Origin of the sequence: Streptomyces olivaceus (assembly GCF_000721235.1) — a bacterium.
GTDB classification, from domain to species: Bacteria; Actinomycetota; Actinomycetes; order Streptomycetales; family Streptomycetaceae; genus Streptomyces; species Streptomyces olivaceus.
Genome location: NZ_JOFH01000058.1, coordinates 1 through 20,621, shown reverse-complemented (window position 1 = coordinate 20,621; position 20,621 = coordinate 1). Strand labels below are relative to the sequence as shown.

Annotated in this window: 8 protein-coding genes; 1 reads left to right on the top strand and 7 read right to left on the bottom strand. The window is 69.6% G+C overall.

The genetic code is table 11. The features are described 5' to 3' along the window. Positions 1-86 precede the first annotated feature (86 nt). Entirely contained in the window at positions 87-449 is a 363-nt protein-coding gene (locus IG94_RS0136230) for a hypothetical protein (protein ID WP_031047695.1), read from the top strand. Positions 450-486: 37 nt separating this feature from the next. On the opposite strand, the gene IG94_RS0136225 is transcribed toward IG94_RS0136230, so the two are convergent. From IG94_RS0136225 to IG94_RS0136200, 7 genes are all read right to left on the bottom strand, one after another. Further along, on the bottom strand, positions 487-2,793 hold the full coding sequence (locus IG94_RS0136225) for a UvrD-helicase domain-containing protein (protein WP_031047692.1): 2,307 nt from the start codon (positions 2,791-2,793) through the stop codon (positions 487-489). A 75-nt stretch (positions 2,794-2,868) separates the two neighbouring features. Then, entirely contained in the window at positions 2,869-9,663 is a 6,795-nt protein-coding gene (locus IG94_RS0136220; RefSeq protein WP_031047690.1) for a DEAD/DEAH box helicase, read from the bottom strand. Further along, entirely contained in the window at positions 9,660-15,155 is a 5,496-nt protein-coding gene (locus IG94_RS0136215) for a hypothetical protein (protein ID WP_031047685.1), read from the bottom strand. The genes IG94_RS0136220 and IG94_RS0136215 overlap by 4 nt, the downstream gene beginning before the upstream one ends. Beyond that, positions 15,152-18,265 (bottom strand): DEAD/DEAH box helicase, encoded by a 3,114-nt coding sequence (locus tag IG94_RS0136210; protein WP_224326316.1) that lies wholly within the window; start codon positions 18,263-18,265, stop codon positions 15,152-15,154. Before IG94_RS0136210 ends, IG94_RS0136215 begins: the two co-directional genes overlap by 4 nt. A 132-nt stretch (positions 18,266-18,397) precedes the next feature. Then, entirely contained in the window at positions 18,398-19,591 is a 1,194-nt protein-coding gene (locus IG94_RS0136205; protein ID WP_031047678.1) for a serine/threonine-protein kinase, read from the bottom strand. Between the two features lie 124 nt (positions 19,592-19,715). Beyond that, complete coding sequence (locus tag IG94_RS41135) at positions 19,716-19,916, bottom strand: DUF397 domain-containing protein (protein ID WP_078892554.1); 201 nt, start codon at positions 19,914-19,916, stop codon at positions 19,716-19,718. Continuing rightward, positions 19,913-20,621, bottom strand: a 709-nt coding sequence (locus IG94_RS0136200) for a DUF5753 domain-containing protein (RefSeq protein ID WP_031047674.1), incomplete at its 5' end; no start/stop codon positions are given. The genes IG94_RS41135 and IG94_RS0136200, both read right to left, overlap by 4 nt.

The following is a 20,621-nucleotide window of genomic DNA, read 5'->3' as shown; positions in this document are numbered from 1 at the left end:
GAGGCGTGGATGGCTGCCCGCCCCGCACGTAAGACAGGGGCCCCGCACCCGCCTTGCCGCCGCCTCCCAGCAGCCATACTGGATGCATGGACACGGCGATCACCGCCTCTGGGGCAGAGGTGCTGCGAGACCGCTACCGCAGCCGATTGCCCGAGGGCTTGCAGGAGCTGGCCGGTCCGGTCGAGGGCAACGTCGACCTGCCGCTCCACATCGTCTGGTCCGGACGGACGAGCTACAGCCTGGACCGTCCGAAGTCCCGCATGACCCTCTACCGGACCGTCCTCGCCGAAGGACTGAGCGATGACCTGGTGGTCCTCCTGCACCACCGGCTGCTCACCGAGCAGTGGCCCGTGCTGCGGCGCTTGATCAGTCCCTACATCCACGAGGTCTGGGAGGACGCCTTCCTCGAGCTGCCCCGCGCCGCTCCTGCCGACACGACCGCCGCGTGAAGTCGACTGCGGCCCTCTCGCGCGGCAGCAGCGCCGTTCAGGTTGGCAGGTACGGGCTCGGCTTGTCGTGCCAGCTGATGCGCAGCGCGTCGCGGGCGCGGGTCGCGGCCACGAAGAGCAGCGAGCGTGCCTTGAGCTCTTCGCGGGCACAGCGCCGGGGATCGGTGGCGCGGTAGCGCTCAATGACCTCCGTGCGGGGAATGACGCCGTCGCGCGCACCGACGATGGCGAGCTTCTGATATTCCAGCCCCTTGAAACGGTGCATCGTGCCGACGTGCACCTCGCCGTCCCCCTTGGGCCCGTCCTTGGTGAGTTCGGCGACGCTGAGCCCCGCCTTGGTGGCCAGGTGGGACATCACCAGGTTGACCATGTCCCGTTCCGCGACGCACACGGCGATGCTGCCGCGCGGGTCGCGGCGCGGTCCGGTGCCGCCGTTGCCCGTCGTGATCTCCTCGCGCCAGACGGTCAGCGCGCCGGCGAGCCGTTCCAGCTCGTCGTCCCAGGACGTGCAGGGCACCAGGTCGGGCACGGGGCCTCGCAGCACGGAGCGGTACCCGTCGAGGTTGTCCGTGCTGTCGTCGAGGTCGTCGTAGGCGAGGCTCTCGCCGGTGAGGTTCACCACCTGCATGGCCCGGGAGAGGATCTCCTTGGTGGTGCGGTAGCTGAGGGTGAGCCTGGACGAGCGACCCCGGATGTTGATGCCGACCGTGCCGAGGGTGACCTGCTGGTCGTAGATGCGCTGGTGGGTGTCCCCGGCGATGAACAGGTCGTCGGCGCCGGGAGTGACCATTGCCCGCAGCATCTTCCAGTGGGCGGCGCGCAGGTCCTGGGCCTCGTCGACCACGATGTGACGGTACCGGTGGTGGAGGAACCGCATGCCGGAGCCGTCGTCGCGGTGGATGAGGTCCTTGCCGCCGACGGCTTCCTTGTGTTCCTGCCGGGCCCTGATCCTGGCGTCGCGCTCCGCTTCGAGGCGTGCGGCGCGCTCGGCGGCCTGGCCCCAGGTCTCCAGCCCGTCCTTGTCCAGGCGGGCGGTGAACTGCTCCAGGATCTTCCAGATCCCGGCGCGCTCGGGCCGAGTGACGGAACGGCCGCGGCCGGCGCGGCGGGCGTCGAAGTACGCCTTCCGGCTGCCGATGGACTGGCCCAGGAGCACCTGGTCCCACTCCTCGTAGAGGAATTCGGCGTCCCAGCGGCGCTCGTCGAGTTCGAGAAGGAGCTGCCGCAGCACGTTGAGCGCGGCGTTGTCGTAGACGCGCTGCCTGGCCACGCCCTTGACGGAGTTCTCGCTGAGGACACGTGCGGCGAGCTGGTCGATGTGGGCGATCTCCACGCGGGCGAGCAGTTCGGGCTCCATCAGTGAGGCGAGCCGGGCACGCAGGTCGGTGGTGAGGTTCTTGGTGAACGTCGTCAGCAGGATGGGCTTGCTGTGCCCGGGCGGCAGCTGCTGCGCGAGGTACCTGACCCGGTGCAGGGCCACGATCGTCTTGCCGGTACCGGGACCGCCCGAGACGCGGGCCGGACCGTTGTAGGCGCGGTGGACGAGCTTGGCCTGGGTGGGGTGCAGGAAGACCTTCCAGGCGCGGAAGTCGCCCTCTTCCAGGACGGCCTGGATATCGGCGTCGATGGTGGTGACGGTGGTGCGGGCGAGCGCGGCGCCGAGGTCCTGCTCGTAGTTCTGGCCGAGGTTGACTTTGACCGGGGCGGTGATCTCCTTGCGGACCTCATCGAGGGGCATGCCCGCGGCGAGCCCGTACAGGATGTCCTTGGTCAGCAGTGGCGCTCCGGCGACCAGCTGGTCAAGCTCGTCGCTGTCGGTGACGGCGAGCGCGAGGTCGATGAGCTGGTCGGCGACGCCCAGGTAACGCAGATCGTCCGCGGTGACCCGGGTGAGCAGGGGCTCGGCGGTGGGCGTGGCGGGCTCGGATGCTGGCTCGGGGGCGGGCTGGGGCTCCGGTTCGGTGGGGGTGAGGGTGACACCCGCGCGCTGCAGCACGCTCTCGCCCACCACGGAGAGGTCCACGAACTCGATCTCGCCGGTGATCCGGTTGATCGCGACCGAGAGTTCCTCGTAGACGTGCTTGCGGTGGCGCACCGCGATGACCAGCCAGTTCTCCTGGCCCTTGGCGTCGACACCGGCCCTGGCGAGCAGGGCGCGGTACGACTGGTCGATCTTGGCGCGGAAGACCCGGCCGTCGCCCTTGAGGGGCTTGAGGTCCAGGCCGGGGTGGTCCGGGTCCTCGCGGAAGCGGTGACAGAAATCGTAGAACTTGCCCTTGACCGAGCGGTCGAGCTTGTACAGCTCCTGTTCGGCCTTCTGATACAGGCTGAGCCGGGCGGTCATGGGATCAGTGCTGCCTTCCGTTGCCAGGGAGTCGTAGGAGTTGCAGAGGCTGGGGGAGTGGTGTGCGCCGCGTGCTTACGAGCAGTCGGGAAGCCTGCCGATGAGCGAGTCGAGGTGGTCGAGCCAGTCGGCCGCCGTACGGACCGTCCACCCCGCGTCGGCGTAGGCCTTGTCGCGCCGGAGGGCTTCCTCGTCGTCGTCGCCGTGCGGTACGGCGACGACGGCGATCCGGACGCCGGGGTCGCGCCAGGCGAAGTCGGCCGGCCAGCCGCGTTCACCGAGCTCGAAGCCGAAGACGGGGGCCGACTTGCCCTGTTCGGCGAGCGCGCGGGCGAGCCGGGTGAGCGCCGAGTCCGGCTCGTCCTCGTTGAGAAGGGGAAGGATCTCCTCGTCCCAGACGGCGTCGCGCAGCAGCCCGGCGACGGCCCGCTCGGCCGCGGAGCCACCGGATTCCGCCGCGGGCCCGGCGGTGACCGACGGCGCGTCCCGCTCCGCCGTCGCCGACGGACCCTGTGGGCGGTGTACGGCGATGAGCGAGTCGAGCTCACCGATGCCGCCTGTGACGGCCAGCACGTCGACCGGGAAGGCGGACGCGCGGCGGCCGGCCAGTTGGACGCCGTCCCCGCCGACGAACGCCAGAAACTGCAGCAGGTTCGACCAGTAGAGCCAGGCCCGCCAGCGCAGCCTGTGCTCGTCGGTGCCCAGGACCTCGTCGCGGTCGTCCAGCACGGCGAGCGCGCTCCACAGCACCGCGTCCGGGTCCTCGCCGTCGCTCGCGTCGACGGTGAAGAGGAGGGGCAGCCCGTATGCGTCGGTCGCCCGGAGCACCAGGACGGCCCCGTCACCCGTGACCGGCTCCGCGGACGACGGCTCGCGGCCCGCGCCGTACGCGTCGAGCGCGGACCTCAGCACCTGACGCGCCTGGGCGCGGTCCGCCTGCATCGCCAGGGCGGCCGGCTCGGCCATGAGGCCGCCTACCAGAGCCCTGGCACGCCGCCCCCACCGCTCCTTGACCGGCTCGCGCAGGTAGGCGAGGAGCGTGTCGACGGGGTTGGCGAACGCTGCCTCCGTGAGGTCGGCGCGCTCGCCGCCCATCTCCTCGTACCAGTCCCTGGCCGTGTCCTGCGCGCTGCGCGGGTACGGCGGCCAGACCGGCTCGGCCCGCGCCGCCTCGCCCTTCTCGAACAGCTCCAGGTCGTCCCAGGTGATCTGGAAGACGACGTGATTCCTGTCCCGCAGCTGGTTCCGCTTGTCGCAGTCCCCCGCGATCCGGTTGTGCGCGCGGGTGGCGTGGTAGCGGTGGCCGTCGAGGTAGACGGTGACATACTCCTTGGGGCCGTCCGTGGACTCGAACGTGAAGTCGGTCCGGGTGAACTCCATGTCCCGCTGGGCGGTGAGCCGCCAGTTGGCGCCCTGGCTGAAGCGCAGGTAGCCGCTGGCCGTACTGCTCTCCTCCAGTACGGCGTCCTGCTCCCCGCCGGTCCAGTTCCGCAGGGCGGCCAGGAACCGGGCCTCCAGGTCGGACTCGACCTGCTTGTCCAGGCCGATCAGCTCCGTACTGGGCAGCTCCGAGACCTTCCACAGGTCGACCGGCCGCCCGTCCTCGCCGAGCACCGGCTCGCCGTCCTGGTCGACCGGGCCCAGCAGGTCGTTGATGATCCCCAGGGCCTCGAGACGCGAGACGGTGTCCTGGTGCCGCTCCTCGGTGTAGCGGTGCAGGCAGCGGTGGCACGCGAGCCGTCCCTCGTCGCGGCACGGGCACGTCAGCAGCGCCCGCCGTGCGTCGGCGAGGGCCGCCCGGAAGTGCGCCGGGTCGGTGAGCCGGTGCAGATAGCCGGTGCCGCCCGGCAGCCGGTCGAAGAGCACCAGGAAGTGCCGCGTCTCGCCGGTGGCGTTGTCGGGCATCCGGGCCAGGGTCGCGTCCAGATGCTGCGGATCACCGCCGAAGTGGTGGTCGACACCGAGTCGCAGCGCCGCCCGGAAGGAGTGGATCTTCTCGTCGACCAGGACGGTGGCGGCCGGCAGCAGCACCCGCAGCGCCTCGGTGCGCAACTGGTGGGCCAGCAGCACCGGTTCCTGCGCCACGTCCTGCGGCTTCGTCCCCCGGCGCAGCGGACACCACGGCTGGTGGTGCTTCAGCTTGGGGTTGCGCGCCGCCGCGGAGTCCAGGGCGTCGGTGTCGTGGTCGAAGACGGGCCGCCCGTCGGCGGTCGCAGCGCCGCAGCCCGTGCACACATGGAAGGGCGCCATCCGCACGCTGTGCCCGGCGAAGTCGTCCTCCGCCTTCGCGTCGAACCGCATCGGGCCGACGTTCACCCGCCGGATGACCGCCTTGCGGCAGAAGTCGACGCCGAACGTCTGCGTCTCGTGCCGCCAGGAGGTCTTCGGCTCGATGTCCTCCAACGCGATGTCGACCGCGTCGATCACCGTGTAGTACCGCTGCTCCCGGTCGTCCTTGTCGTCGCTGATCCGGGCGTCCTCGCGCTTGTCCCGGGCGGTGACGACGGCGGGCTCGACGACCTTGTGCAGGCAGGAGCCGTCGTCCGCGATACGGGCGCTGTGGCAGCGCGGGCACGGCGAGCGGTCGGCCTCGGCGTTCTCCGTGCGCACGTACCCGCACTCCTGGCAGAACCGCCACAGCCGCCAGTCGGGATCGGTGGCGGTCCCGATCTCCAGACCGGTGACCTGGTGCTTGTAGCCGTTGACGTAGAAGGTGTTGCCCGGCGCGAACTCGGACAGCGCGTAACGGCGGGGCCGGTCGTAGGCGCGCGGCTTGGAGCGGTACGTCTCCCGGCCGGTCTTCTCGTCGAGACCGTCCGGCCAGTACAGCGTGGCGTTCAGCGTGGTCACCGCGTCGATGAGCGCGTAGTTCGGCAGCAGTCCGAGGTCGCACAGAGCCTGCTGGGCCGTGGTGAGCCCGAGCGACAGCAGCCGCTTGCCGACCGACCGGTGCTCGGCGTCCAGCTCGGCCTTCTGCCGCGCTTGCTCGTCGATGCTGTCGTGCAGCTCGTCGCGCGCCTCGCCGATCATCCTCAACCGTCGGCGCAGCACCTCTTCACCGCGCCGCCACTGGCGTTCGGCCTCCTCCACCGCGCTGCGCAGGGTGCGGGTGGCGTACTCGCGCAGTTCGGTCCGGGCCTGGTCGCTCACGCCGCCGGGGAACAGCTTAAGGAAACCATCGACCAGTTGACCACCACGAGCAAGGGCGGACTCGACCAGGTCGGCGAGGTAGCCGGAGGGCCCGAACAGCTCCGGAGCCCTGGCCGGGACCGCGGGCAGCGGCCTGCCGTCGGGGCGGGGCAGTCGCCCGCGCGCGGCCAGGTCCAGCAGATGCGCCAGGTACTGGCGGCGCAGGATCTCGATCGCCGACAGATGGCTGCCCGGCGGCACGATCCGGCCGGCGATCATCTCGCGCGGCTGGTCCAGGAAGTACAGGTCGCGACGGCTGCGGTCGGGAATCGTCAGCAGGAACGCGTTGCCCGTCCGCCGTCCGGCCCGGCCCACCTGCTGGGCGTAGTTGGCGGGCCGACGCGGCAGCGCGGCCAACACGACGGCGGACAGGTCGCCGATGTCGATGCCCATCTCCAGCGTGGGCGTGCACGACAGCACGTTGGGGTCCTTGAACCCGGTGCCGTGCTTGAACGCCGCCTCGACCCGCTCCCGTTCCGGCCGGGTGAGCATGCCGGTGTGCTCGGCGGTGACCACCTGGTAGGTGCCCGCCTTGCGGTACAGCCGCCGGTAGTAGTCGTCCCGGTAGTTCCGGTCCCGGTGGTGCACGCCCAGCTCCTCCGGGCGGTTCCCGGCGACCAGCCGGCCCCGGCGGCAGCGGTACGACGGACACGGCTGCCCGTGCCACTGGTCCAGCAGCTCCGGGTGGACCGTCTGCTCCCAGAAGCAGACCGGGCAGCGCACGAAGGCTTCGTTGACGACGTCGTCGGCGAGAAGCCGCACGTCGACCGCGCCCGGCTGCAGCCCGTACACGCGCAGACTGCTGTCGGCCGGGGTCCGCACCGACAGCAGTCCCGCCGAAACCAGTTCGGGCAGCAGCCGGTTCCAGAACGCGGCCGTCTGCTCGCGGGGCAGGTCGAGGCAGCGCTGCGCCCAGCGCTCGTACCAGGACAGCCGACCCGTCGCGAAGTCGAACTCGCTGTTGGTCTTGGGCTGGTCCAGGAGGAACACCGGAGCCGCGACGCCCCGGGGGAAGGCGCGCATGCCGACCGGCCGCTTGCCCCAGATGAAGTAGCGGCTGGTCCCGGCCTCCTTCAGAAATCCGTCCAGCCACTTGTGACCGATCGCGCCGCGCGTGCGGAGCCGCTCCAGCAGGATCCGCAGGAACGCGAGATAACGGGCGTCGTCCTGTTCGACGGGCGGCAGCCCGCCGCGCCGGCCCTCCTCGGCCAGGTGCGCGTCCTTCACGAGCGCGACCGCCGCGGCTACGTTCGCGATCCGCACCTGGGCCGCCGCCGTCCGGGTCAGCTCCAGGGTGCGGCCGTTGCGGGACCGGAACCCGAACTCCATCAGCGCCTCGAACGCGAAGCGCTCACCGATCAGGTTCCACGTCTTCCGGTCGCCGCCCCGCCCCTGGCCGGACAGGAGCCGCTGGACACCCGCGATGTCGTGCAGGTCCGTCGGCACCACGGCCGCGAGCGTCGTACGGTCGGTGGTGGCCGCGACGACGTCCGCGATCAGGTCGTTGAGCGCGGTCGGACGCTCCTCCGACAGGTGCTTCTTGAACAGGGCACGCAGGGAGAAGGTGTACGAACGGGAGGCGACGAACCCGGCCCGGTGCGCGGCGTCCTGCACCGAGTCGTTGAACATCAGCGTCTTGTCCTCGCCCTGTTCCTCGTCCAACTCACCCCCCGTGAACAACTGGGTGACCGAGGCCGCCGCGAGGGCTGCCGCGCCGGTGCCGAGGAAGCGGATCGTGTTGCGCGACCCGCACGCCGGGCACCAGTCCTCCTCGGCCGCCGTGTTCGCCGTCTCGCCCAGGTGCACCAGGACGAAGGCCGAGTCACTGGTGGCCGGGCGCGGATCCCCGGTCGAGGGGTCGAAGTCCCTGACAGGATCTGGCAGCCGCAGCGTCCGGTTCGGCCCGTCCAGCACCCGCAACTGCCCGCCCCGCCCGGCGGAGAGCGCGGACGTGGCCCGTCCACCGTCCGCCCCACGCCCGGCCGACGCCATCGGCGCGGCACCGGAGCCCTCCTTGGCCTCGGCGTCCGTCGCCGCGATCAGATTGCGGACCCGCATCTTGTCCTGGCTGACCGAGGCCCGCCGGATCTTGTGCGAGTCGACCTGGACGTGGGCGTCGTCCGTCTCCGGCGAGAACACCGCCCAGCCCGAACGCCCGCAGTCACGGCAGTAGACGGCGGGCAGGAACAGGTTAGCGGCCTGTCCCGTCGTCGCCGTGGTGACCGGCGCGGTACGGGCATGCTGGTCGCTCTGCCGGTCGGCTGCCCCGGCCGTGTCCCACTGGAACTCCGCCTTCGGCCACGGCAGCACCCCGCGTACGAGACGGGAGACCGAGCGGGCCCACTGGTGCACCTCGATCTGCACCAGGGGCCGCGGGCTCTTCGGCGTGGACTCCGGATCGCGGGCGACCGCCAGCAGCGCGATGAACCGGGCGAGGGCGGAGGCGGCGACCTCCGGCCGCTCGGTGATCGTCTTCCCCCACGATCGCGCGCCCCTGCGCCACATCAGGTCGAGCACTTCACCGGTGGTACGGACCTCACCGTCGAGCGCCTGCATGACGGCGGAGGTCAGCGTCTGCCGCTTCAGGTTCCGGCCGAGGAGGAACGGGTCCGGGTCACGGGTGCCGGCCACCGTCTCGACGAGCTCGGCGAACTCCTCCGCGCCGAGGGACGGCTCGGGCAGCAGCGCCAGTTCGTCGGGGGAGGGGTCCGGCAGGGCCGGGTCGAAGTCGTCCGGGGGGATGAACGTGTCGACGCTCTGCCGGTCCTCACCGATGATCGAGTCCTCGGTGAACTCCGTGCCGAAGACCTGGGTGGCGACGTCGAGAAGCTGACGCACGCCGTCGCCGTCCGTGCCGGACGCGAGCGTCGCGGACGTGGCGACCGGACAGATACCGCCCAGCGGGCTCCCCGGCTCCGACGCCCCGACGGCAGCGGCCAGGCGCCGCAGCAGCATCGCCACGTCGGTGCCCTGGGCGCCGTCGTAGGTGTGGAACTCGTCCACGACGACGTACCGGATGTCCGCGCCGTTCCAGAGCGCGGCGTCCTGGGAGCGCTGGAGGAGCAGGTCCAGCATCTTGTAGTTCGTGACCAGGATGTCCGGCGGCGACACCCACATGTCGGAACGGCGGGTGTAGACCCGGTCGTACTTCGTCTCCGCCCGGTCACCGATGTAGAGGCCGGCGCGGAGCTTGCCGAGGTCGGCGTCGTGCTCGCAGAGCAGGTCGTTGATGCGCTGTGCCTGGTCGGTGGCGAGGGCGTTCATCGGGTACAGGAAGACGGCCTTGACGCCGGTGTTCCCCGCGTTGCGCTCGCGGGCGCAGTGGTCCAGGACCGGGTAGAGGAAGGACTCGGTCTTGCCGGATCCGGTGCCGGTGGTGACGAGCGTCGGCCGGGGCGTGCGTCCACGGGCCGAGGAGAGTCGCTCGAACGCCCTGGCCTGGTGGGCGTACGGGGCCCAGTCGTCCGTGCGCCGCCAGTCCAGCAGCTCCTTCCAGGAGTCGCCCGCCTGTGTGAACGGCGTGCGTATCCGCAGGAACGGCCCCCGGAACATCCCGGACGTCTCGTCCCCGAGGAACCGGTGCAGCGACTCCCTGGCGCCCTCGTCGGTGAGCGCGTAGGTCGTCGACAGGTACTGGAGCAGGCTCTCTTTGAGCCCCTGCGCTTCGAGCGTCGGCCTCACGGGGCGGGCACCTCCTGCTTCACCGGGTCCCACTCACCCCGGGCGACTGCCTCGTCGAGGCGTCTCTGGAAGTAGGCGTGGGCTTCGCGCATTTCGGTTTCGCGGTCGGCCTTATAGAAGGGGGCGGTGTAGCCGTCGGGGACGGGGGCGTTGCCGGGGTCGGCGAGGTAGGCCTGGAACTGGGTCCAGGTTTCCTTGGTCTGGCGCTGGCCGATGGTGCGGGCATTGCCGGCGAGCTTCCATCCCTCGGCGTCGAACCAGGTCACGGCCTCGTACTTCTGCAGCACGGGGAAACGGCCCCGGTAGGCGGCGATGAGGGCGTCGGCGTCCATGCCGAGCCAGACGGCCACGAGGGCGTCGATTTCGACGAGGGCGGAGCGGCGGGCTCGTTCGGTGCGGAGAGGTGTGTCGCGGTGCCAGTCGGGGGTGACGTCGTGGAGGGGCTGCAGACCGGGCCAGGGGAGGGCCCAGGGTTCGTAGGCGGACCAGGTGGGGTCGTACAGCTCCTTCCAGAGGTCGGCGTAGGCGGTGGTGAGGCAATTGAGCCTTAGGGTGCGCAAGAGGAGTGCGGGCGCAAGGGGATGCTTCAGGAGAGGAGCGGGCGTCGCCTTGGCCCCTGATACACGGAGGTCGCCGCGTCCTGTAGCCCGCAGGAAGTAGTCCAGGGGCAGCGACGCCCAGAATCCAGACACCAAAGCGGTCAGTCGTAGATCCGGCATCACCAGACTGTGCACCGCGTCGATGTGCGTAGTACCTGGCGGAATCAGCGCTGCGTACAGAGCGCGCTCGGTGTTGGGGGCGATTTGGCGACGCCAAGCCACTCTGTGGAACGTCGCATACCGCCTCTTCGCTCGCTCCGTGAGCACGGCGTCGACTCGGGAAGGACCAGCTTGCTCCAGAGGCACATGTTCTACCCGAGCGACCTGTTGACGAGCGCGTGCCACTGCCTTCTTGCTCGATCGGAGACGCGTCAGAGCGCGGTGGTCGACCCAACGATCCTGGGCTGTCAGAAACTCTTGGTGTCGGCCCTCCGCCCGTACGTATTCGGTGTCTGGGACGAACTGCGGTGGGATGCTGACGAGGTCTGCCCCATATGGATCGTTGCTGTTGGCGTCGTGACGCTTGAAGATCGGAGTAGCAACGCTGATCTGCGTGCCCTTGAGGATCACATGACGCCAGCGGTCCGGCTGATACGCCAAGCCGGTGGAAGCGTCGGGCCGGTTGTAGTCGATCAGTTTGTCCTTCTTGGCGCCACTTTCGTGATAGCCGGCGCTGATCTGCGGCGAGAAGGTGCGCAACCGCAGCGGATAGTCCGCCAACGCAACAATTGCGCTGGCCTCTGCTGCGCTCACTGGGAATAGCAACCGTGCCCGCCTGACCGGTTCATCTTCTTCGTCCAGCAGGCGCTGCCAGACGGCCAACAAGTCCGTATCAACGCGCACCACCCGCGACCGGTGCGGACGCTCGTCGAACTCGCCGTTGCGGTAACGGATGCCGGGCACCTCACCGCTGCCGTCATGCTCGGCAGAGAAGCGCAGGGCGTCTGCCGACACCAGCCAGGACAAGTGGTCGAAGCCGATCTCCTGCTGGCGGCCATACACGTGCACGCCGAAGTGAGCGGTGTCGCCCACCGGCCTCGGGAAGAATTTCTGCCCCGAGTTGACGAAGTCACCGTGAATGCGAAGCCGTCGGTAGGCGGCTTCTCTCAGTGCCCCTTCCTTATCGCCTGTGAAGTGAGAGTCGGGGTGAACCAGCCCTGTTGTTCCCCAAGCCGAAGCGTGGGCCCACACCTGGCACATGAACGCCCGGTACAGGTCCGGCTGTGTGCCGGTCAGCAGCGGATACACCTGCGAGGCTCCGAAGACCGCGACCTGCCCGCTGACGTTGGTCAGCTCGGCCAGCACGTACTGACGTGCCTTCGGCAGCCGCAGAAGCTCGGCCCGCCGCTTCTCCTTCTCCGCCGTTGACGCTCGCTCCGTGAGTTCGAACCACGGCTCGTGCTCCGCCAGCACCGAGCCCTCGTTCCACCGAGGCCGCACCCACGGCGGATTACCCACCTGCAAGTCGAACCCACCGCCCTGGGCGAAGACGAGCGCGAAGTCCAGTTCCCAGTGCAGGAAACCCTGTTCGTCCGCGATGTTGGTGACCGTGTGCATCCAGGGGAAGCGGGTCTCCGGGTCTGCGAGGTCCATCCCCATCAGGCGGGGGAGGTTCTTCTCGAAGTCCTTCAACGCGTCCAGGTTGTCGAACTCGGTCACCAGGTTCTGCTCGTCGGGGTCGACGGTGCCCAGCAGCGCTTCGAGGAAGTCCAGCCAGTCATCCAGCTCGACCAGCGGGATGGTGTTGCGCCAGGTCCGCTGCTTGGACTGCCTCGGCGCACCACGCCTGGACTGACCGCTCGCCTCCACCGCCTGAAGGTCGATGAGCGGTTCGTCCTCCGCCTCGGCGGGCACCAGCGTCTCCTGCGTCGGCCCCGACGCGAACAGCATGGTCTGCTCGGTGAAGCGCGGCTCCGGGACCGTCGCCGTCGAGCCCTCGACGGCCCCGCCGATCAGCGGCACCCCCAGCAGGTCACCGAGCGCGTCGGCCGTAGCCACCGCCGTGTCGTCGTACACCCCGTCCGTGCCGTCCAGCAGGGATGCCCTGTCCGCCGGCCAGAACCACAGGGCGCACCACGCGTCCATGACCTTCTTCAGCCGCCAGTACGGCGTCTCGGTCGCCAGGAACAGGTCGGTCATGACCTGCTCCTTCGGCACCGCGCCCGCCGCCGACCGCAGGAAGTCGTACTCAGGAGTGTCCGGCTCGGCGCCCCACACGTCGATTTTCCGCGCGATCGCCGCCTCGGACAGCCGCATGCGCTTGATGACCAACGACCACAGGAACTCCGCCCGCTTGGCCGCATCCCGCAGCCGCGTGAACTGGGACGAGGCCTCACGCCTCGGCTTCCCCGCCTTGTCGAGTTTCGGCGTGCCGTCCTTGTTCAGGTGCGCCGTGCTGCGCTTGGGCCGCTGGAGGATGCCCTTCTTCCAGGCGGCCAGCTGGGCGACCTCGGCCTTGGCGAGTTCCTTCGCCTCCTTCGAGCCGGTCACCGCCGCCCACCCGGGGCTCGGCAGCAGGAACTGGTGCACCGAGTCCTCGGGCAACGGCTGCGGCTCGCCGTCCTTGAGGAACGGCAGCGGCGTCGGCGTTAGCGTGTTCTTCGCCGCGAGCCAGGCCTTCGCCGAGGAGGCGACGTCCTCACCCGCGTACACGGCTCGCCGCCCTCCGATCAGCGAGTTGCCCCGCCGCAGATGCAGCCCGAACCACGGCGCCCGCATCCCCGGGTGCATGGTGTTGAGCCACAGGGAGACCTCGGCCAGCTCCACGCCCGTGGCGTTGAGGTCGACGCCGTAAGCGTTGTGCAGGGCGACGTACGCCTTGACCTTCTGCTTCTCCGTCAGCGCGTCCGAGGCCGGGATGGAGACGCCCAACTCGTCCTGGCGCCGCCGCAAATACTCCTCGGCGACCTGGTTGATCGCCTCGTTGAGGAACGCGCCGGAACCCAGCGCGGGCTCACAGATCTTGTACTTCAGCAGTTCGGCCGCCCGTGTCCGGACGACCTCGTCGTTCTCGTCGCGCTCCTGGTCGAGGCGATGCTTGAGTGCCAGCTCGACCGTGACCTTGGTCAGCGACTCGGGGGTGTAGTACGAGGCGGACGTCTCGCGGTCCCGGCCCGCCAGCCGGTAGACGAACTCACCCACCTTGTACTTCTTCGGCCCGCGCAGCCCCCTGACCGCGTCGTGCTCGTCGTACTCGACCCGGGTCTTCTCCGGATAGTCCGCCAGACGGAGGGCGGGTACGAGCCAGGAGCCCTTCTCCGGGTCACCGCCCTTGGCGACCTCGCACAGCTCCTCCTCCGCGATGATGCCGGTGTACGACATCAGCCCCTCGTACACGGCCCCGAGCTGGTTGATGCCGAGGTTGCGGTAGGAGATGAAGCCGCCGCGCTCGCCGCGCCGCTTGGCCTTCTTCATGGTCAGCAGCCGCAGCACCTCGTGCAGGGCGCTGTTGCGCAGCCGCAGGTCCAGCCACTCCGGCTCGCCGTCCTCGTCCGAGCGGGGATCGAGAATCCCACGGCCGATGAGACGTATGGACTTCGGCTCGAAGAGTTCGCTGCGCAGCGGCTCGAAGCGCAGACCCCGGTCCTCGCTGCGCCGCTTCGCCTTGAGCTTGCGGGTCTCCTCGTCGTCGTCCGGAAGCTCGTCGTCGGGCTCGGTGCCGTACGGGCGGTGGCCGTGGTTGACCTTGTTGAACAGGACGTCGAGGGAGGCGAAAAGGTGGTGGCCGTTCCTGGCCTCCTCCTCGACGAGCTGCTCGTCGCGCTCGACGAGTTCCCGCAGCCGCGCCACCGAGTAGCCGGCCTCGTAGGTGCCGTCGTCGGCGGGCAGGATGCCCAGCTCCGGGCGGGCCTCGGCGTAGAGCAGGAACAGGATGCGGTAGAGGTAGCGCAGCGATTCGCGGGTGAGTTCCTTGGCGAAGGGCAGCCTCGGGTCCTCGATCCGGCGTGGCTCGATCCCGGCCTGGTCCAGCCGGGCCAGGACCTCGTTGGCGATGATCTCGACCGAGCGTTGCAGCCCCTCGCGCAGTTCGCCGGAGACACCGACCGCGTTGTCGCGGGAGGCCTTGACCAGGGCGTCGATGCCCGGACCCTTGCCGTCCTCGGCGGGGGCGAGCATCTCGTGACTGAACAGGGCGGCGACGGTCGCCAGTTCACCGCCCTGCTTGCGGTCGTTGCGTTCCAGCGCGGCGTCGAGGTTGGCGGCCAGGAAGCGGCCTTCGCCCCACACCTGGCGGTCGGCCAGGACGATCACGCCGCCGCACAGCAGCAGCACGAAACGGGGCGGCTCCCCGCCCGGCTCGCCCAGTTCGCTGTGGAAGAGCCAGGTGGCGAGGGACTGGCCGGTCTCGTAGCTCTCGCTGCCGCTCACCCGCAGAGGGTGCAGCAGCCGGCCGGGGCCCTCCGCGTCCAGGGCCATGTCGTTCCCGGCGGCCCAGCCGCACTCGACGGCCACGATGCCGTCACCATGCCAGGCCGTGGCCACGGTGTGCTCGCGTCCGGCACGGTGAACGGTCAACTGCCGCCGCGCGGGGGCACCGGAGTAACCGAGGGCCGCCAGCACCTTGTCGTGCCACGCGCTGAGCCGCTCGCACCAGTCGCCGTCGTTGTGGGTGTTGAAGCGTGCTCCGGCGGTGGCACTGTTCTCGTCGGCGTCGTCCTCGGCGTCCAGCTTGGCACGTTCGGCGAAGAAGTTGCGGAACTCCTCCGACAGGTACGTGCCGCGCAGGGCGCGGACCGTCTCCCTGGGCGTGGGACGCGGGTCCTTCTCGTCGGTCTCGCGGACGGTCCAGGTGGCGAGGAGGCCCTTCTTGAGATCCTGGCCGAGCTGCTCGGCGAAGTAGTGGGCCGACAGGTACTCGCCGCGGTTGGAGAAGGAGTCGAAGTCGGTGCTCATCGGGTGGTGGTCTCTCCAGCAGCGGCGGACAGGGGTTCCAGGACGCAGAGCAGGCGCAGCATGGGCGCCCCGGAGGTCTTCAGCGACTTGATCAGCGTCTTGCGGCGGCTCGCCGTGAGGTTCACGTCGTTCCGGCCCTTCGCCGAGCGGGCGGAGGCGAACAGGGCATCCTGCTGCCATCGCGTCACGCGCTTCTCGTACGGGGTGAGCATCTCCTCGATCCGCCGCGCGTACTCGGCCTCCTGCTCGCGCAGGTACCGGGCGGCCTCGTCGACTGCCTGCGGAACGAATCGCCCCAGTGCCGCGCGCTCGTCCTCGGACACGGCACGGCCGGGCATCTTCGGACCGACGCCGCATGCGGCGAGGAATGCCGCGTCCATGCGTACGACACGGGGCGCGTCGGGCAGGCCGACGACGGCCATCCACTCCACCACCGTGGGGCGGCCCAGGGCGTTGGAGTGGATGCCCTGCATCAGGTAGACCGGGCCGGACAGCTCGGCCGGCAGACGGGGGTCCAGCTTGGCCGCCGCGGCGGCGTCCGGACGGTGGGCGAGGACGAACGCCTGATCGTGACGCAGGGACGCCAGGGCCTTGTCGGTCACCCAGTCCAGGACGGGATGCACGTCCGAGACGTAACTGACGTTCGGCCACTGGGTCTTGGACGACTCACGGGCCGCCTTCAACCGCTTCTCCCCGAGCCCCTTGTCGAAGGTGATGCGCAGTCGACCGGGAGCCTTGCTGGTGGGCAGGATGTGCTGCTCGGTCAAGTACGACTTGGGCAGCGCCTTGAAGCGGTACTGGAGGTCGGACGGAGGCTCGAATGCGATGGTGCCGTCGCCCTCGTGGCGCAGCTTGAGCTCGTTGTCCGCCCCGGTGGGGCAGATCTGGCGCAGGGCCTCCTCGAAGTACGCGGAGGTGGAGCGGAACACGCTCGGAACGGTCGCGCAGGCCACGTCGTCCTGGGCAGACTTGGCGCCGATGTTGCCCATCATCCTTCTGAGCATCGACGGAGCGCCGCCGCTGGACCGCTTGATGGACTCCTCCACCGTACGGCCGGCCAGCAGATCGCGGGTGAGGCGGTTCTCTTCCTCCTGGGCTCGGTACAGGCCGCTGACCGCCTCGGCCGAGCCGTCGATCCGGTGCGCCTCCTCCTCGCGCTTGAGGAGCTTCGCACCGACCAGCCGGTCGTCGAGCGGCAGGGCCTCGCCGGTCTCCGGATCGTGCCGCCACTCCACGTCGCTGGTGAGCACCAGAGCGCGGAACTGCGGCTTCACCTTCTGCCCGTAGCGGTCGATACGACCGTTGCGCTGCTCGATACGGATCAGGGACCAGGGCAGGTCATAGTGAATGAGCTGGTGGCACTCCTGATGGAGGTTGACACCCTCGGAGGCGACGTCACCCGTGAACAGGATGCGCACCGGGTCGTCGCGCAGCCCGAACTTCTCGACGATCCGCTTCTGCTCGTCCTCATTGGTGGCCTCACCGTGCATGACCTGCACCGCGCCGCCGTACGCCAGCCAGGGCCGGTTCCTCTTCTCGCCTGCTTCAACACCGCCGCTCTTCTGGAACCCGAGCCGTGCGGGGACGGCCTCGGCCAGCCACGTCAGCGTGGGGATGCGCTCGGAGAAGACGACGACACGGGTGTCCGAATCCGGCCCGACGCCGATCTTCTCCAACTGCTGGACCAGCGCGTCCAGTTTTGCGGAGTCCTCGTCCCCGATCCCGCCGGCCAGCCGCTCCAGCTCTACGATCGCCTCGCGCTCGACCCGCAGGGCGGCCTCACGGGCGGCCAGGTCCTCGCCCTTCTTCACCCTCGCGGGCTTGGCCAGGTAGTGGCGCCGTGCCTCCACTGACTTCTGGAGCGCCTTGTGCGAGGAGAGGAAGGCCTTGAAGAAGTTGTAGGCGGCGAGCGGATCGGCGCAGACCGATGAAGCGGACGGGTCACGCGGGATCCAGCGGGCGGCCAGTTCCTCGAAGACCGCACGCTCCCTCTCGGTGGCCTCTGCGGGGACGGGCTCGGAGGGGCCGCGGTCGGCCCACACGCCCTTGAGGGAGTCCCGCACCTCCTTGTCCGTCTTGGTGCGCCGGATGTAGAGGTGGTCGAGGTCCTTCACCTCGTAGTCCGAGGTGTTCGCGATCGCGGCCTCGTCCAGCATTTTGATCAGCTCGGCGAACGACTCGGTCTCGCCGTTGTGCGGAGTCGCCGAGGCCAGGATCAGCGCGTCGGTGCGGCGGGCGAGGAGGCGGGCGAGGTCGTTGTTCTTCGTGCCGCGGTTGACCAGGTTGTGCGACTCGTCGATCACGACGGCGTCCCACTCGGTGGAGTCCAGGTGGTGGGCGTACACATCGCTCTTGAGCGTGTCCACGGAGATGATCGCCCGCTTGAAGTACGCGAACGGGTTCCGGCCCGCCGGAATGTCCTGCTGGATGCGCTGGATGCCCGTGGAGTCGAGCCTGACCAGCGGGATGGAGAACCGGGTCCACAGCTCGCGCTGGAACTGCTCCAGCACATGGGCAGGCGTGACGACGAGAATGCGCTCACCCCGCCCGCGCCGGATCAGCTCCGCCAGCAGGATGCCGATCTCCAGCGTCTTGCCGAGGCCCACGACGTCGGCGATGAGCACGCGCGGCTGCGGGTTCTTCATCGAGAGGGCCAGTTCGGCCGGCCGCAGCTGGTGGGTCTGCTTGTCCATGAGGAAGCCGTCGGCCAGCGCGAGACCGTGCTCGGTCTGGGGGAGTGCCGTCTTGCGGATCGCGGCCTCCAGGTAGAGGCGCGCCTTGCGGTGGTTGGGGGAGTCGTCGGCGACCAGCTCGGTTTTCCGCGGGTCGAGCACCTGGATGTCGTCGAGCACGCTGTAGAAGACGGCTTCGGTGCCCCGCACGAACGAGGAGACGCCGGTGACCTCCACCATCCAGCCGTCCCGCGCCGTGGGCGCGACCTTCCGGACGAGCCACTGCTCGTCACGGATCCGGACCTGGGCACCCGGCGCGTAGGCGACCGACCCGCCGCCCGGTCGTGCCACGTCCCCCGACGCGTCGAGGGCGATTCCGTCCTCGCTCACCGCGTCGAGCACGCCCTGGCCGCCACCGGCTCCCGCAACGGTGGTCACGTGCTGCTCCATGTCCCGCCCTTGTCTTTCCGGACCGCCGTCCTGCGGCGACTGGTCCACGTCCTGCTGACCATGCATGTCTCACGCCACCGACACCGCGCCCCCCCCACGATGCCCGCGTTGGCGTCTGCCTCAGAGGCCGGGCTGTGCGGCGTACCGGGCTCGCAACTCCTCAGCCACGCGCAGCGAAGCGGGCGGGCGTCCCGGTTTCCGGGCCGCGGGCACGGGCGCCTCGGGCGCCGGACCGCCGTGAGGCGCCGCGCTCTTCGTCTCAGCGGCCGCGTTCGTGACTTCGGTGGTCGCAGAGGTTTCGACGTCGTCCACTGTGTCCGGCGTCCGGGTGGTCGGCGGAGGGCCGTCCAGCGGGCTGTCCGAGCCGTCCTCGTCGATAGCGACCGCCTGTTCGGCGAGCCGCTCCCATACGACGGGTCGGTCGCTTCCGGGCATGGGCGCCGCTTTGTCCGTTGCGGTGGCGTCGATCAAGGCGTGTCGCGCGTCCATCGGGGACATACCCGCAGCGGCCAGCACGCCGGTGCACTCGGCCATCACCGCGTCGAGGGACGGCCGGTCGGACGGGTCGTGGGCCAGCATGGAGCCGATCAGCGGGACCAGGGCCTGGGGGAGGCCGCTCAGATCCGGGGCGTGGTCGGGGTTGGCGACCTGCCCGACGATCGCCTCCCAACGGGCCCCTTCGTAGGGGTAGTGCCCGGTGGCCGCGTACAGGAGAACTGTGCCGAGTCCGTACACATCGGCGGACTCCTTGACCTTCGTACGCCCCAGAGCCTGCTCGGGCGGCATACATCGCACGGTACCGATGATCATTCCGCTGTGGGAGAGCGTGTCCTTGGTGGTGTCCAGGAACGCCCCGAGACCGAAGTCGATCAGTATCGGGCCGTACACACCCAGCATGACGTTCTGCGGCTTCAGGTCCCGGTGGAGCAGCCCCACCGCATGCACGGCCTCAAGCCCCTCCGCCAGCAGAGCACCCAGGCTCGCCACCAAGGGAGCGGTCAGTGGACCGCGTCCGTCGACCTGCGTCAGCAGCGTCTCGCCCGGCACGTACTCCATGGCCAGCCACGGACGCTCCGCGTAGGGATCGGCGTCCAGGAACCGGGCCACCCGGTTCGTTCCCACCACGGTCCTCGCGATCAGCGCTTCCTTCTCGAAGCGCGCGCGGGTGATGGGGTCCAGCCGATCCGGCCGGATCAGCTTCACCGCGACCGGATCACCGGCGGGCGAGAAGGCCAGATAGACCTCACCCATTCCCCCCGAGCCCAGCTCCCGCTCGACCGCATATCGGCCGATCTGCTCGGGCACCCCGTTCATGAACCGTGAGTATCCTCTCGCTCGCCGCGCGTCCCCCAGGCAGCGTCTTCACCAGATCTACACCTTAATGCCCTGCGGGAACGCGGTCACCCTCCCCGGGGGTACGGGGAGGGCCGCGCAGGCGTCAGATTCGGCCGCGCCCGAGGTCCGAGAGGAACCCGGACCACGCGCTCCGCGGAAACGCGAGCCGGGGTCCGCCGCGGTCCTTGGAGTCTCGTACGTGTATGGCGGTGGTGCCGGGGGCGATTTCGACGCACGCCCCTCCTTCACCACTGCTGTAGCTGCTCTTGAACCAGTCCAGCCGTGCGGGCTGTTCAGTGTTCATCGGTCTCCCAGCATCTTCTTGATCAAGGTCAGTGACTCTTCCGGTGTGAGCGCCTGTGCCCTGATACTGCCGTAGCGTGCGGCAAGGATACGTACCTCGTCCGGATCGGTGATCAGACGGCTGATGTGCTGGACCTCCAGGTACGCCACCTGCGACTTGCCCTTCGGGGTGACCATGATGAACGGCCCGCCCAGGCTGGGGTGTTCCTTACGCTCCATCGGCAGTACCTGGAGCTCCACACCGCGCAGTGCGCCGAACCTCAGCAAGGCCTCCAGTTGCTCACGATGAACGTTCCACCCGCCGAGCGGGCGACGCAAGATGGACTCCTCGATGGTGAAGGTCGTGAACGGCGGAGGCCAGCGGTTGAAGATCTGCTGGCGATCCAGTCGTGCGGCTACGCGCTGCTCGATGGTTGCCGCATCCAGAAAGGGCTGACGCGTTCGGAACACCACGTTCGCGTGAGCTTCCGTCTGCAGGAGTCCCGGAAGGACCAGCGAGCTGTAGTCGTGCAACTCAACCGCCTCCTGCTCCAACCGCGCGTAGTCCTTGAACCACTCCGGATGCCGCACCCTGCGCCGGGTCTTCGCCCGCTCCACATCCTCCGCCGCCGATGCCAGCAGGCCCCCGCACTCCAGCAACGCGTCCACCGCGACCAGCAGTTCGGGCTGAGGCGTCCGCCGCGCACGCTCGACGGAGGAGATCGTC

What these genes read in the sequence shown, in the direction of transcription:
- IG94_RS0136230 (WP_031047695.1), top strand. Translation starts at nt 87, where the DNA reads ATGGACACGGCGATCACCGCCTCTGGGGCAGAGGTGCTGCGAGACCGC.
- IG94_RS0136205 (WP_031047678.1), bottom strand. Translation starts at nt 19,591, where the DNA reads ATGAACGGGGTGCCCGAGCAGATCGGCCGATATGCGGTCGAGCGGGAG.
- IG94_RS0136225 (WP_031047692.1), bottom strand. Translation starts at nt 2,793, where the DNA reads ATGACCGCCCGGCTCAGCCTGTATCAGAAGGCCGAACAGGAGCTGTAC.
- IG94_RS0136215 (WP_031047685.1), bottom strand. Translation starts at nt 15,155, where the DNA reads ATGAGCACCGACTTCGACTCCTTCTCCAACCGCGGCGAGTACCTGTCG.
- IG94_RS41135 (WP_078892554.1), bottom strand. Translation starts at nt 19,916, where the DNA reads ATGAACACTGAACAGCCCGCACGGCTGGACTGGTTCAAGAGCAGCTAC.